The following is a 13,249-nucleotide window of genomic DNA, read 5'->3' as shown; positions in this document are numbered from 1 at the left end:
CCGATGCCCTTCACGCAGGCAGCGCGCTACCTTTGCGAATCATGGCCTCCGCCACCCACTCCGCCGCACGGATGCCATCCACGCCCGCGGAGAGAATGCCGCCTGCGTAACCCGCACCTTCGCCGGCCGGAAACAGGCCGCGCGTGTTCAGGCTTTGGCCGTCCTCGCCGCGGGTCAGCCGCAGCGGCGAGGAGGTGCGTGTCTCGACGCCGGTCAACACCGCGTCGGCCATGTCGAAGCCCTTGATCTGCTTTCCGAAGGCCGGCAGCGCTTCGCGGATGGCGTCCACCGCGTACTTGGGCAGCGCCTGCGCCAGGTCGGTGGGCGTGACGCCCGGCGTGTACGAGGGCAGCACGGCGCCCAGCGTGGTGGAGGACTGGCCCGCGAGGAAATCGCCGACGCGCTGGCCCGGCGCCTCATACGTGCCGCCGCCGAGCTTGAACGCCACTTCTTCCCAGTAACGCTGCAGCGCGATGCCCGCCAGCGGGCTGCCGCTCGGGTCGTGCTCGGCGTAGTCCTCGGGCGTGATGCCGACCACGATCGCCGCGTTGGCGTTGCGCTCGTTGCGCGAGTACTGGCTCATGCCGTTGGTGACGACGCGGCCCGGCTCGCTGGCCGCGGCCACCACGGTGCCGCCCGGGCACATGCAGAAGCTGTACACGGAGCGGCCGTTGCGGCAGTGGTGCACCAGCTTGTAGTCGGCCGCGCCCAGGATGGGATGGCCTGCCTGCGGCCCGAAGCGCGCTTCGTCGATCACCGACTGCGGGTGCTCGATGCGGAAGCCGATCGAGAACGGCTTGGCCTCCATGTACACGCCGCGCGCGTGCAGCATCGCGAAGGTGTCGCGGGCGCTGTGGCCGAGCGCCATCACCACGTGGTCGGCGCGGATGGTTTCGCCGTTGGCCAGCACCACGCCGCGGACGCGGCGGTCGCCGTCGGCGTCCACTTCGATGGCCAGGTCCTCGACGCGATGCGAGAAGCGGATCTCGCCGCCCAGCGACTCGATCGTGGCGCGCATGTGCTCGACCATCGACACCAGGCGGAAGGTGCCGATGTGCGGCTTGCTCACGTAGAGGATTTCGTCGGGCGCGCCGGCCTTCACGAATTCATCGAGCACCTTGCGGCCCAGGTGCCGCTTGTCGCTGATCTGGCTGTAGAGCTTGCCGTCGGAGAAAGTGCCGGCGCCGCCCTCGCCGTACTGCACGTTCGATTCGGGGTTGAGCACCTTCTTGCGCCACAGGCCGAAGGTGTCGACCGTTCGCTCGCGCACCTGCTTGCCGCGCTCGAGGATGATCGGCCGCAGGCCCATCTGCGCCAGCACCAGCCCGGCGAACAGCCCGCAGGGGCCCATGCCGACCACGATCGGGCGCAGCGTCTGTTCCGGCGACGGCTTGGCGATGAAGCGGTAGGTGGTGTCGGGCGTGGGCATCACCTTGACCCGGTTCGGCCGGGTCTCGGCCGCGATGCGCTTGAGCACCGCGGCCTCGTTGGCCACGTCCACGTCCACCGAGTAGATCAGCTGGATGTGGCCGCGCTTGCGGGCGTCGTAGCTGCGCTTGGCCACGCTGAGCCCGCGCAGGTCGGCCGCGGGCAGCTTCAGCCGCGCCAGCACGGCCTCGCGCAGGGCCGGCTCGGCGTGTTCCAGCGGCAGGGTGATGTCGGTGAGTCGGAGCATGGGGTGGGGCAAGGGCGCAGGGACGGGCGCTATGTTCCCACAGCCAAGCGGGGTCAGGTTCGGAACCTGACCCCGCTGTCGGAGGGTCGTTGTAGCTTCAGGTGGGCGCGGATGGCCTGAAGCTCGGCGTCTTCCACGGCTGAGGAGAGAAAGGTGCGGTAATTGACCGCCGGGCTACGACCGGGATGGCCGAATGCCCGTTGCAGGCGGTGCAGGGTCAGCAATGGGTCGGCGCGAATGCCGCACAGCGCGGCGCAGCTCGACCAGCGGTAGCCGACGGGGTCGTCCGTGATTCCGGCGCGGACGGGGTTGAGGTCGATGTAGCGGACGCACTGCAGCAGGTAGGCGTCCGTGTCGACCAGGCAGGATTTGTAGCGTCCCTCCCAGAGTGTTCCGGTGCGGCCGTGGCGTAGGTTGAACCAGCCGACGTAGCGACGGCCAAGCTTCTGCATCATTCTGCCCACGGCACCTGCCTCCGCCGGTGTCACCAGCAGATGGACATGCTTCGGCATCAGCACGTACGCGTGAAGCTCGCAGGATGTTTCGGCCAGTGAATCGCGCAAGAGGGCCAGGTACTCGTGCCGATCCTGGTCGTCCCCGAAGCAGGAAGCGCGGTTGTTCCCCCGCTGCACTACGTGCTGGGGGTAGCCGGGGATATCGATCCTGGGACGACGGGCCATGCCCCAAGTGAATCAGGAGCCCACTGCGGTGCCGAGAGCGATTCATCGCACGCGTGCTAAGCCCCAGCTGCGTTCGCAACTAAGAGAAAATCCACTGCGGGGTCAGGTTCCGAACCTGACCCCGCTCTGTGGCTCGTCGAAGTGCAGGCCGCACTCGCGCTTCAATCCGAAGAAGCGGGTGTCCTCCTCCTCCATCCCTGGGCCCAGCGGGCGGGTGCTGTGGGTGTCGCCGATGGAGACATAGCCGTGCTCCCAGAGCGGGTGGAAAGGCAGGCCGTGACGCGCCAGGTACCGACCGATGTCGCGTTGGGTCCAGTCGGCCAGCGGGTGCAGCTTCCAGCGCCCTTCCTTCAGCTCGAGGAAGTCGAGGTTGGCGCGCGTGCTGGACTGCCCTCGGCGCAAGCCTGCGATCCAGGTGCGCACGCCGAGATCGCGCAAGGCGCGCTGCATCGGCTCCACCTTGTGCACCCGGTTGTAGCGGTCGATGCCCTCGGTGCCGAGTGACGCAAGCGCCGCGACCGACGCGCCATCCCACGCCTGCGCCGGGTCGGGGCGCACGACGTGCAGGGACAGGTCGAGCCGGTGGGTCAGTTCGTCGACGAAGCGGTAGGTTTCCGGGAAGAGGTAGCCGGTATCGACCAGGATCACCGGCAGGTCGGCGCGAATGCGCGTGGCCATGTGCAGCGCCACCGCCGACTGAGCGCCGAAGCTGGACGAAAGCGCGTGTTCGCCGCTGAGCGACTGCAGCGCCCACTCGATGCGCTGCCCGGCGCGCAGGCCGGCCAGCCAGCGGTTGAGTTCGGCCAGGGACTGGGCCGATTCGGCGGCGGCGGTGGGGTCGGGGACGAGGCTCATGCTTGCAGCTCCAGGGGGATGCCGGTGCGTGGCTTCACCACGCCGGCGCGGACGAGAAAATCACCGAAGCCCTCGTCGTGGCCGCGCTCGGCGGCGTATCGCGCGAACAGGGGATCGAGCGCGGCGAGGAGCTCCGGTTCCGCGATGTTTTCGCGGTAAAGGGTGTTCAGGCGCTGGCCGCGGTGGTCGGCGCCCAGCATCAGGTTGTAGCGGCCGGGGGCCTTGCCCACGAGCGCGATCTCGCCGAGGTAAGGGCGCGAGCAGCCGTTCGGGCAGCCGCTGATGCGAAGCAGGAGCGGAGCGTCGATCAGGCCATGCGCGTCCAGCAGCGCCTCGACCTTCGTGGTCAGCGTCGGCAGGTAGCGCTCCGCTTCGGCCATCGCGAGGCCGCAGGTGGGCAGCGCCACGCAGGCCACGGACTTGAGCCGCAGCGGGCTGGCCGTGCGGTAGCCGTCCAGCCCGTGCGCCTGCACCAGCGCATCGATGCGTGCGCGCTGGGCGGCCGGCACCCCGGCGATCACCAGGTTCTGGTTCGGCGTCATGCGGAAGTCACCTTCGTGCACGCGCGCGATCTCGCGCAGGCCGGTGAGGTGGGCGCCATCGGCGCCGTCCAGGATGCGGCCCGACAGCAGCCGCAGCGTCAGGTGCCAGCGGCCGTCGTGGCCTTCGACCCAGCCGAAGCGGTCGCCCGAGTGCTCGAAGGCGAAGGGCCGCGCCGCGGCCAGGGGAAACCCGGCGCGACCCTCCACCTGCGAGGTGAACCAGGCCAGCCCGCGGTCGTCGATCGTGTACTTCAGGCGCGCGCGCTTGCGCACGGTGCGGTTGCCGAAGTCGCGCTGTGCGGTGACCACGGCGGTCGCGACGGCGGTCACCTGGTCCGGCGTTACGAAGCCAATCACGTCGGCCAGGCGCGGGTAGGTCTCGGCATCGCCATGGGTGGCACCCATGCCGCCGCCGATGCTGACGTTGTAGCCAACGACCTCGCCGTCTTCGAGCACGGCGATGAAGCCGAGGTCCTGCGCGAACACGTCCACGTCGTTCACCGGCGGGATGGCGAAGCCGATCTTGAACTTGCGCGGCAGGTAGGCGTTGCCGTAGACCGGCTCGTCCTCTTCGCCGCTGCCGGCCACGCGCTGCTCGTCGAGCCAGATCTCGTAGTAGGCGCGGGTGTTGGGCAGCAGGTGCCGCGACAGCGCCGCGGCCTGCGCGTACACCGCCGCGTGCGCGCGCGACTCCAGCGGGTTCGCGGCCACCGCGACGTTGCGGTTGACGTCGCCGCAGGCCGCCAGCGTGTCGATCAGCTGGGCGTTGATGGCCTGCATCGTCGCCTTGAGCTGCCCCTTGATGACGCCGTGGAACTGGAAGGCCTGGCGCGTGGTGATGCGCAGGCCGCGTTCGGCGTAGGTGGTCGCGATGGCGTCGAGGCCCAGCCATTGCGCCGGCGTCACCACGCCGCCCGGCGTGCGCGTGCGGATCATGAAGCTGTAGTCGGGCTCGAGCTTCGCGACGCGGCGCTCCTCGCGGATATCGCGGTCGTCCTGCTGGTAGCTGCCGTGGTACTTGATCAACACCTGGTCGGCCTCGGCCAGCGCGCCGGTGACCGGGTTGGCCAGGCTCTCGAGCAGGGTGCCGCGCAGGCGGCCGCTGGCCTGCTTGATGTCTTCCACCGAGTGCGCGCCCATCAGTACACGTCCCGGGCGTAGCGGCCCTGCTGCTGCAGCCTGGCGAGGTAGTCACGGGCGGCGTCTTCGTCCCTGCCGCCATGGGTGGCCACGACATCGAGCAGGGCGGCCTCGACATCGCGGCCCATCGCCGTCGCGCCGCAGACGTACAGGTGCGCGCCGCCCTCGAGCCAGTCGAACAGCGCGCGGCCGTGCTCGCGCAGGCGATGCTGCACGTACACCTTGTCGGCCTGGTCGCGCGAGAAGGCCAGGTCCAGCCGGTGCAGCTGGCCGGACTTCAGCGCCTGCTGCCACTCGAGCTGGTAGAGGAAGTCATGGCGCGCGTGTGGGGCGCCGAACAGCAGCCAGTTGCGGCCGGCGGCACCGATGGCCGCGCGTTCCTGCACGAAGCCGCGGAAAGGCGCCACGCCCGTGCCAGGGCCGATCATCACCACGTCGCGCGCGCCGTCGCGCGGCAGCCGGAAGCGCTCGTTGGCCTCGATGAAGACCGGCAGCAAGGCGCCCTCGTCCGAAGACGCGAGTTGGTGCGAGGCCGCGCCCCAGCGTCGGCCGCCTGGCGCTTCCCACTGGACATGGTCCACGGTCAGGTGGGCTTCGGCACCCACTACGCTCTGGCTCGATGCCATGGAGTACAGCCGCGGCGCCAGCGGCCGCAGCGCGGCGACCAGGTCGGCGGCCGACCAGCGGGCGGGGTAGGCCTGCAGAAGATCGATGAGTTGGTTCGTGCCCAGGAGCGTCGCGAGTGCAGGCGCGTGGTCCGGTTCGAGCGCCCGCGCCAGCGCGGCGTGCCCGCCACGCTCGGCGTGACGCGCCAGGAAGGGGCGCGACAGCTTCGTCAGCTCCCGCCGTTCGGCCAGCCACGTGCGCAGCAGGACGCCGTCGACGTCCGCGTTAGCGTCGAGCGAGAGCTCGGCCAGCACGGCCGACACCAGCGCCGGCGGATTGCGCGGCCACAGCCCCAGCGCATCGCCGGGCTGGTAGGTAAGGCCCGACCCTTCGAGCGCGATTTCGAGGTGGCGCACGTCCTTGCGGCTGCCGCGGCCGGTCAGTCGCTGGTTGGCCAGCACTTCGGCGGCGAATGGCTTCTCGCGCGACCACGGCGACGCGGGTGCCACGGCGCGCAGCGGCGTCACGGTGGCCGAGGTCGTCGTGCTGGACAAGAGGACTGTCGACGTCGAGGACGTGACCGTAGCCGACGGTGCGGCGGCCAGCGTGCCGCGCGCCTGCTCCAGGGCCTGCGCCAACCATGGCGTGGCCACCGCCTCGACATCGACATCGGCCTCGCCCCGGGCGAACAGCCGGTGCGCGCCGAGTTCGGCCAGGCGCTCGTCGATCTCTCGCCCGGTGGCGTTGAACAGCGGATAGCTCGAGTCGCCCAGTCCCAGCACGGCGTACTGCAGCTGCGGCAGCTTCGGCGCGCGCTTGCCCAGCAGGTGCGCCACGAAGCCGCGGGCATCGTCCGGCGGTTCGCCTTCGCCCTGCGTGCTGATCACCACGTAAAGCAGGCGCTCGTCCTTCAGTTCGGGCAGCGGGTAGGCGTCGGCGCGCAGCAGCCGCACCGCGAGGCCCTCGGTCCCGGCCTGGCGCGCCAGCTGCTCGGCCACGCGCCGGGCATTGCCGGTCTGGCTGCCGAACACGATGGTCAGCCGCGCTCCGGCCTGCGGCTCCGCGGCCGCCGGCCGGGCGCCGGGGCGGGCAGCCAGGCCGGCGGCATAGCCCGACAGCCACCACAGGCCGGGGGCGTCCAGCCCGTCGGTGAGGCGCGCCAGCAGGTCGACCTTGTCACCGGGCAGGGGCGGCACGGGCAGGGCGGCGGGGGCGGGAGGCATGGGCGTCGGACTCGTGGAAGCGATGGGCCGACGCTACGCGCGGGCTTTCCGGTGCGGAAAGGAACAGGCGGCATGGCGACATGCCCGGCGCTTATTTGCCGGCGCGGAAATGGCGCACGATAGTCGCCGCACCTTCCCCGCGGCCGCCCCATGGACCTGCCCCCCGAGTTCTTCATCTTCGTCGCCATCGGCCTCGCGGCCCAGTTGGTCGACGGGGCCCTGGGCATGGCCTACGGCGTCACCAGCTCCAGCCTGCTGCTGGCCTTCGGGCTGCCGCCGGCGGTGGCCAGCGCCAGCGTGCACGCGGCCGAAGTGGCCACCACCGGCGTGTCCGGCCTGAGCCACGGCTACTTCGGCAACGTGGACCGCAAGCTGATGTGGTCGCTGGTGCTGCCCGGCGTGCTGGGCGCCATCACGGGGGCCTGGCTGCTGGCTTCGGTGGACTGGACCTGGCTGCGGCCGCTGGTCGCGGCCTACCTGCTGCTGCTGGGGCTGATGCTGGTGTGGCGCGCCTGGCGCGGCCAGCGCCGCGCGCCGCGTGCGGGCCGAAACGTGCCGCTGGGCCTGGGCGCGGGCTTCCTGGACGCGGTGGGCGGCGGTGGCTGGGGACCGTTGACCACCAGCCACCTGATGGCCCGGCACCTGGAGCCGCGCATCGCCATCGGTACCGCCAACGCGGCCGAGTTCTTCATCAGCCTGGCGGTGTCGGTGGTGTTCCTGGCCACGCTGGGCGTCAGCCACGTGCATGTGGTGCTGGGGCTGCTGGTGGGCGGCGTGATCGCGGCGCCCTTTGCCGCCTGGCTGACCCGGCGGGTGCCGGCGCGGCCGCTGATGGCCTTGGTCGGGCTGCTGGTCAGCGCGCTCAGCCTCTATAACCTGCTGCGTTGATATCCTGCGACCCATGAGCGAACCCGCCCTGTCCCATCTCGACCGCCTCGAGGCCGAGGCCATCCACGTGCTGCGCGAGGTCGCGGCCTCCTTCCGCAACCCGGTGATGCTGTATTCCGTGGGCAAGGACAGCTCGGTGCTGCTGCACCTGCTGGTGAAGGCCTTCCACCCCGCGAAGCCGCCGATTCCGCTGATGCACATCGACACCGGCTGGAAGTTCCGCGAGATGATCGAGTTCCGCGACCGCCGCGCCGCCGAGACCGGCGTCGAGCTGCGCACGCACACCAACCCCGAGGGCCGGGCCCAGGGCGTCAACCCCATCACCCACGGCGCCACCGTGCACACCGACGTGATGAAGACCCAGGCGCTGAAGCAGGCGCTGGACCTGCACCAGTTCGACGCGGCCATCGGCGGCGCCCGCCGCGACGAGGAAAAGTCGCGGGCCAAGGAGCGCATCTTCTCCTTCCGCACCGCCCAGCACCGCTGGGACCCGAAGAACCAGCGGCCCGAGCTGTGGGACCTGTACAACACCCGCATCGGCAAGGGCGAGAGCGTGCGCGCGTTCCCGATCTCGAACTGGACCGAGCTCGACGTCTGGCTCTACATCTTCCGCGAGAAGATCCCGGTGCCGTCGCTGTATTTCGCGGCCGAGCGGCCGGTGGTCGAGCGCGACGGCGCGCTGATCATGGTGGACGACGACCGCCTTCCGCTGCAGCCGGGCGAAGTGCCGGTGATGCGCAAGGTGCGTTTCCGCACCCTGGGCTGCTATCCGCTCACCGGGGCCATCGCGTCCGAGGCCGACACGTTGGAGAAGGTGATCGCCGAGATGCTGGTCGCCACTACCTCCGAGCGCCAGGGCCGCGTGATCGACCACGACCCCGGCGCGTCGATGGAGAAGAAGAAGCAGGAGGGCTACTTCTGATGGCCACCGGGAATCCCACAGGGGCAGTATCGGCCTACCTTCGGCAGCACGAGGCCAAGCCGCTGGTCCGCTTCATCACCTGCGGCAGCGTCGACGACGGCAAGTCCACCCTGATCGGCCGGCTGCTGCACGACACCCGCCTGCTGCTGGACGACCAGCTGGCCGCGCTGGCGAAGGACAGCCGGCGCCACGGCACGCAGGGCGAGGACATCGATTTCGCGCTGCTGGTGGACGGCCTGGAAGCCGAGCGCGAGCAGGGCATCACCATCGACGTCGCCTACCGCTTCTTCAGCACCGACAAGCGCAAGTTCATCGTCGCCGACTGCCCGGGCCACGAGCAGTACACCCGCAACATGGCCACGGGCGCGTCCACCGCCGACCTGGCGGTGGTGCTGGTGGACGCGCGCAAGGGCCTGCTGACGCAGACGCGCCGGCACAGCTACATCGTCTCGCGGCTGGGCATCCGGCACGTGGTGCTGGCGGTCAACAAGATGGACCTGGCCGGCTACGACCCGGACACCTTCGAGCGCATCGTCGCCGACTACGCCGTGCTGGCGAACAGCCTGGGCATCACGCGCGTGCAGGCCATCCCGCTGTCGGCGCTGCGCGGCGACAACCTGCTGGGGCCGTCGCCGGCCATGCCGTGGTACGCAGGCCCGAGCCTGCTTGAGGTGCTGGAGGCCGCCGAGCCCGCGCAGGACGACCCGCGCGCACCGATGCGCCTGCCGGTGCAGTGGGTGAACCGGCCGAACCAGGATTTCCGCGGGTTCGCCGGCACGCTGGCGGCGGGCGCGGTGTCGCCGGGCGACGAGGTGGTGGTGCTGCCCTCGGGCCGTCGCTCGCGCGTCGCCCGCATCGTCACCGCCGACGGCGACCTGTCGCGCGCCGTCAGCGGCCAGGCCATCACGCTGGTGCTCGAGGACGAAGTGGACGTCAGCCGCGGCGACGTGATCGCCGCCGCCGGCGACCCGCCGCAGGTGGCCGACCAGTTCGCGGCGCACCTGCTGTGGATGGGCGGCCAGTCGCTGCTGCCGGGCCGGCCCTACCTGCTCAAGATCGGCGCGCGCACGGTCACCGCCCAGGTCACCGAGATCAAGCACAAGGTCGACGTGAACACGCAGGCCATGCTGGCCGCCAAGCACCTCGATCTCAACGAGGTCGGCGTGGTCAACCTCAGCCTCGACCAGGCGATCGCCTTCGAGCCCTACGCCGCGAACCGGCGGCTGGGCGGCTTCATCCTCATCGACCGGCAGAGCAACGCCACCGTCGCCGCCGGCACGCTGGACTTCGCGCTGCGCCGCGCGGCGAACATCCACTGGCAGCACCTGGACGTGGACAAGGCCTCGCGTGCCCGCATCAAGGGCCAGCAGCCGCGGGTGCTGTGGTTCACCGGCCTGTCGGGCGCGGGCAAGTCCACCATCGCCAACCTGGTGGACAAGCAGCTGCACGCGCAAGGCTTCCACACCTTCATCCTCGATGGCGACAACGTGCGCCACGGGCTCAACCGCGACCTGGGCTTCACCGACGAGGACCGCGTCGAGAACATCCGCCGCGTGGCCGAGGTGGCGAAGCTGATGGCCGACGCCGGCCTGATCGTGCTGGTGAGCTTCATCTCGCCGTTCCGGGCCGAGCGGCGCATGGCGCGCGAGCTGTTCGCGCCGGGCGAGTTCCTGGAAGTGCACGTGGACACGCCGCTGGCCGAGGCCGAGCGCCGGGATGCGAAGGGGCTTTACGCGAAGGCGCGTGCCGGCCAGATCCGCAACTTCACCGGCATCGATTCGCCGTACGAAGCGCCGGAGGCGGCGGAGCTGGTGCTCGATACCCTGGCGGAAACGCCCGAGCAGCTGGCGGCGAAGGTCGTTGCGCGGGTGCTGGAAGAGTGAGTCGAAAGCATCGGGACGTCAGTCCCGATTCGCCACCACGGTGCCGAGGTGGTCCCAAAGCACGGACGCGTAGCGTGCCGCCGCGCCCTCGCCGTAAGGCAGGAACACCGACGGCTCGGTCAGCTCCAGCTCCAGCAGCTGCGGGCCCGTGTCGGACGGCAGCAGGTCCACGCGCGCGTACACCAGCGGACCGAAGGGCAGGGCAGCCAGCACCTGGCGCGCCACCGCGTGTTCGGCCTCGGACGGCGCGCGCGGCTGGATGTGCTCCTCCTTGAACAGCGCGCGCGTCGGGCCTTCGCCGCGCTTGAGCAGCGGCGCCTTGCGGATGGCGTGGCTGAACCGGCCGCCGAAGAACAGCAGCGCGGTCTCGCCCTGTTCATCCACGGCGCGCAGGTAGGGCTGCACCATCACGTGGCGGCCGGCGTCGAGCAGGCGGCGAACGTGCGCCTCGGCAGCCGGGCGGTCTTCGCGCAGGTAGCGCTGCGCGTCGCGAGAGCCGGCGCCAACCGTGGGCTTGACCACGTACTCGGCCAGGTCCGGGAAGTTCGACGGGTCGTCGCCCGGGGCGATGAAGTGGCTTTCGATCACCGGCACGCCCTTGGCGGCGAGTTCGCCGAGGTAGCGCTTGTCGGTGTTCCAGCGCACGACGTCGGGGCCGTTCCACAGCTTCGTCGCGAGCGCCGTGCGGTCGCACCAGGCCAGGAATTCCGGCAGCCGGTCGATGTAGTCCCAGGTCGAGCGTAGCAGCACAGCGTCGAAGCGCGCCCAGCTCACGGTCAGGTCGTCCCAGGCGACCACGGACACGTGGATGCCCGCGGCGTCGCAGGCCTCCCGCAGCGGCGTCAGGTCCTCATCGAGCCCGTAGGCGGCAATGGCGGTGGCAAGCGCGAGTTTCATTGATATCCCGTTTCCTGTAGGAGGGACTGAAGTCCCTCCTACAAGGGGTCAGAGGTTTTGGTAGTTGGGGCCGGCGCCGCCCTCGGGCGTCACCCAGGTGATGATCTGGTACGGGTCCTTGATGTCGCAGGTCTTGCAGTGCACGCAGTTGGCGGCGTTGATCTGCAGGCGCTTGCCCTCGGTGTCCTCGACGATCTCGTAGACGCCGGCGGGGCAGAAGCGCTGGCAGGGGTTGCCGTATTCCTCGGCGCACTTCGTGATGCAGACGTCGGTGTCGGCCACCTTCAGGTGCACCGGCTGGTCCTCGTCGTGCTCGGTGGCGGCGAAGTAGACGCCAGCCAGGCGGTCGCGCGGCACCAGCGTGCGCTCGACGTAGTCGCGCTTGGGCTTCTCGGCCACGTCGAGCTTCTGCAGCGAACTCCAGTCGGGCTTGCAGCGCCAGGTCCAGGGCGACAGGCCGGCGGTGGCGGTTTCCCACGCGGAGTTGACCAGGCCGAACCACAGGCCCTTCTTGAAGCCGGGCTTGATGTTGCGGACCTTTTTCAGCTCGGCCATCGCCGGCGAGGCACGCAGCTTGGCGTCGAAGCCGGCGGCGGCCGGGGCTTCCTGCGCGGCCAGGTGTTCGGCCGCGAGCATGCCGCTGCGGATCGCCTGGTGCGTGCCCTTGATCTTGGGCACGTTGAGCAGGCCGGCGGCGCAGCCGATCAGCAGCGCGCCCGGCATCTCGACCTTGGGCAGCGACTGCCAGCCGCCGGTGACGATGGCGCGGGCGCCGGCGCTGAGGATGTTGCCGCCCTCGAGCAGGCCCTTGACCTGCGGGTGGTGCTTCCACTGCTGGAAGGCTTCGTAGGGCTGGTAGTTCGGGTCGCGGTAGTCGAGGCCCGAAACGTAGCCGAGCGCGATGCGGTCGCCGTCGAGGTGGTAGAGGAAGCTGCCGCCGTAGGTGTGGCTGTCGGCCGGCCAGCCCAGCGTGTGCACGATCTTGCCCGGTGACACGCGACCCGGCGGCACCTGCCAGAGTTCCTTGATGCCGATCGAATAGTTTTGCGGGTCGGACTCGGCGTCGAGGCCGTACTTGCGCACCAGCTGCTTGGTCAGGTGGCCGCGCGCGCCTTCGGCCAGCACGGTGACCTTGGCCTTGATGTCGATGCCCTGGGTGTAGCCGGCCTTGTGCGAACCGTCCTTGGCCACGCCCATGTCGCCGATGCGCACGCCGGCGACGGCGCCGGCTTCGTCGTACAGCGGCTCGGCCGCGGCGAAGCCCGGGTAGATCTCGACGCCCAGCGCCTCGGCCTGCGGCGCCAGCCAGGCGCACATCGCGCCCAGGCTGACGATGAAGTTGCCGTGGTTGGACATCTGCGGCGGCACGAACGGGAAGCGGGTGCCGCCGTCCTTGGTAAGGAACCAGAACTCGTCCTCGGTGGCCGGCACGCAGACCGGCGGCGGGTTGTCGCGCCAGCCCGGCAGCAGGGCGTCCAGCGGGCCGGGCTCGATGACGGCGCCGGAGAGGATGTGGGCGCCGATGACCGAGGACTTCTCGATCACGCAGACCGACAGCTCGGGCTTGAGCTGCTTGAGCCGGATCGCGAAGGACAGGCCGGCCGGGCCTGCGCCCACGGCGACCACGTCATATTCCATCACGTCACGTTCACTCATTTTCCAAAGCTCCGTACGGCAAGGTTCGGATTGTCCCGGTTTGCCCGGGGCCGGGCAATCAAGGACACTTCACGCAGCCCTGACCCGGACGCCCGCCGCATGACCGCCAGCCCCGACGCCCTTCGCCAGGCCCCGCTGTACCGCGTGCTGCACGCCCTGGCCAAGGGCGAAACCAGCAGCGAGGCCCTCACCGGCGCCTGTCTGGCCGCGATCGCGCGCGACGGCAGCCTCAACGCCTGGACCTGGGTGGACGCCGCCGGCGCCCTGGCCGCCGCCCGCGCC

Annotated in this window: 11 protein-coding genes; 4 read left to right on the top strand and 7 right to left on the bottom strand. The window is 70.4% G+C overall.

Features of this window, described 5'->3' with window-relative positions:
* Positions 1 to 10: 10 nt before the first annotated feature.
* The 5 genes from Q0C12_RS07230 to Q0C12_RS07210 all read right to left on the bottom strand — a co-directional run bounded on the left by Q0C12_RS07230 (position 11) and on the right by Q0C12_RS07210 (position 6,721).
* Complete coding sequence (locus Q0C12_RS07230) at positions 11 to 1,675, bottom strand: NAD(P)/FAD-dependent oxidoreductase (RefSeq protein ID WP_290888256.1); 1,665 nt, start codon at positions 1,673 to 1,675, stop codon at positions 11 to 13.
* 53 nt (positions 1,676 to 1,728) lie between these two features.
* Positions 1,729 to 2,355: a transposase gene (locus Q0C12_RS07225; RefSeq protein WP_290888253.1), complete on the bottom strand. Its 627-nt coding sequence runs from the start codon at positions 2,353 to 2,355 to the stop codon at positions 1,729 to 1,731.
* A gap of 102 nt (positions 2,356 to 2,457) precedes the next feature.
* Positions 2,458 to 3,210, bottom strand: coding sequence for a phosphoadenylyl-sulfate reductase (locus tag Q0C12_RS07220; RefSeq protein ID WP_290888250.1), 753 nt, complete (start codon positions 3,208 to 3,210; stop codon positions 2,458 to 2,460).
* Complete coding sequence (gene cysI, locus Q0C12_RS07215; protein WP_290888247.1) at positions 3,207 to 4,892, bottom strand: assimilatory sulfite reductase (NADPH) hemoprotein subunit; 1,686 nt, start codon at positions 4,890 to 4,892, stop codon at positions 3,207 to 3,209. The genes Q0C12_RS07220 and cysI overlap by 4 nt, the downstream gene beginning before the upstream one ends.
* On the bottom strand, positions 4,892 to 6,721 hold the full coding sequence (locus tag Q0C12_RS07210) for an assimilatory sulfite reductase (NADPH) flavoprotein subunit (protein ID WP_290888244.1): 1,830 nt from the start codon (positions 6,719 to 6,721) through the stop codon (positions 4,892 to 4,894). Before Q0C12_RS07210 ends, cysI begins: the two co-directional genes overlap by 1 nt.
* 150 nt (positions 6,722 to 6,871) lie before the next feature.
* On the opposite strand from Q0C12_RS07210, the gene Q0C12_RS07205 reads away from it, so the two are divergent.
* Genes Q0C12_RS07205 through cysN form a run of 3 tightly spaced genes read left to right on the top strand, consistent with a single transcriptional unit; the run spans position 6,872 to position 10,414 of the window.
* Complete coding sequence (locus Q0C12_RS07205) at positions 6,872 to 7,609, top strand: sulfite exporter TauE/SafE family protein (protein ID WP_290888241.1); 738 nt, start codon at positions 6,872 to 6,874, stop codon at positions 7,607 to 7,609.
* A 13-nt stretch (positions 7,610 to 7,622) separates the two neighbouring features.
* Positions 7,623 to 8,531, top strand: a complete 909-nt coding sequence (gene cysD / locus Q0C12_RS07200) for a sulfate adenylyltransferase subunit CysD (protein ID WP_290888238.1) — start codon at positions 7,623 to 7,625, stop codon at positions 8,529 to 8,531.
* Positions 8,531 to 10,414 (top strand): sulfate adenylyltransferase subunit CysN, encoded by a 1,884-nt coding sequence (gene cysN / locus Q0C12_RS07195; protein ID WP_290888235.1) that lies wholly within the window; start codon positions 8,531 to 8,533, stop codon positions 10,412 to 10,414. Before cysD ends, cysN begins: the two co-directional genes overlap by 1 nt.
* 18 nt (positions 10,415 to 10,432) lie before the next feature.
* On the opposite strand, the gene Q0C12_RS07190 is transcribed toward cysN, so the two are convergent.
* Positions 10,433 to 11,311, bottom strand: coding sequence for a hypothetical protein (locus Q0C12_RS07190; RefSeq protein WP_290888232.1), 879 nt, complete (start codon positions 11,309 to 11,311; stop codon positions 10,433 to 10,435).
* Between the two features lie 48 nt (positions 11,312 to 11,359).
* Positions 11,360 to 12,967: an electron transfer flavoprotein-ubiquinone oxidoreductase gene (locus Q0C12_RS07185; protein WP_290888229.1), complete on the bottom strand. Its 1,608-nt coding sequence runs from the start codon at positions 12,965 to 12,967 to the stop codon at positions 11,360 to 11,362.
* Between the two features lie 99 nt (positions 12,968 to 13,066).
* Here Q0C12_RS07185 and Q0C12_RS07180 point away from each other — a divergent pair.
* On the top strand, positions 13,067 to 13,249 hold a 183-nt coding region (locus Q0C12_RS07180), incomplete at its 3' end, for a hypothetical protein (protein WP_290888226.1).

The sequence above is a fragment of the Arenimonas sp. genome, assembly GCF_022842045.1.
Taxonomy (GTDB): domain Bacteria; phylum Pseudomonadota; class Gammaproteobacteria; order Xanthomonadales; family Xanthomonadaceae; genus Arenimonas.
Note: the sequence above shows the minus strand (reverse complement) of the source record. Positions and strands in the feature narration are given on the sequence as shown.

Excerpts from the sequence above, each read along its gene's own strand:
- Q0C12_RS07225 (WP_290888253.1), bottom strand. The coding sequence starts at position 2,355 with ATGGCCCGTCGTCCCAGGATCGATATCCCCGGCTACCCCCAGCACGTA.
- Q0C12_RS07230 (WP_290888256.1), bottom strand. The coding sequence starts at position 1,675 with ATGCTCCGACTCACCGACATCACCCTGCCGCTGGAACACGCCGAGCCG.
- cysN (WP_290888235.1), top strand. The coding sequence starts at position 8,531 with ATGGCCACCGGGAATCCCACAGGGGCAGTATCGGCCTACCTTCGGCAG.
- Q0C12_RS07185 (WP_290888229.1), bottom strand. The coding sequence starts at position 12,967 with ATGAGTGAACGTGACGTGATGGAATATGACGTGGTCGCCGTGGGCGCA.
- Q0C12_RS07190 (WP_290888232.1), bottom strand. The coding sequence starts at position 11,311 with ATGAAACTCGCGCTTGCCACCGCCATTGCCGCCTACGGGCTCGATGAG.
- Q0C12_RS07220 (WP_290888250.1), bottom strand. The coding sequence starts at position 3,210 with ATGAGCCTCGTCCCCGACCCCACCGCCGCCGCCGAATCGGCCCAGTCC.
- cysI (WP_290888247.1), bottom strand. The coding sequence starts at position 4,892 with ATGGGCGCGCACTCGGTGGAAGACATCAAGCAGGCCAGCGGCCGCCTG.
- Q0C12_RS07210 (WP_290888244.1), bottom strand. The coding sequence starts at position 6,721 with ATGCCTCCCGCCCCCGCCGCCCTGCCCGTGCCGCCCCTGCCCGGTGAC.
- Q0C12_RS07205 (WP_290888241.1), top strand. The coding sequence starts at position 6,872 with ATGGACCTGCCCCCCGAGTTCTTCATCTTCGTCGCCATCGGCCTCGCG.
- cysD (WP_290888238.1), top strand. The coding sequence starts at position 7,623 with ATGAGCGAACCCGCCCTGTCCCATCTCGACCGCCTCGAGGCCGAGGCC.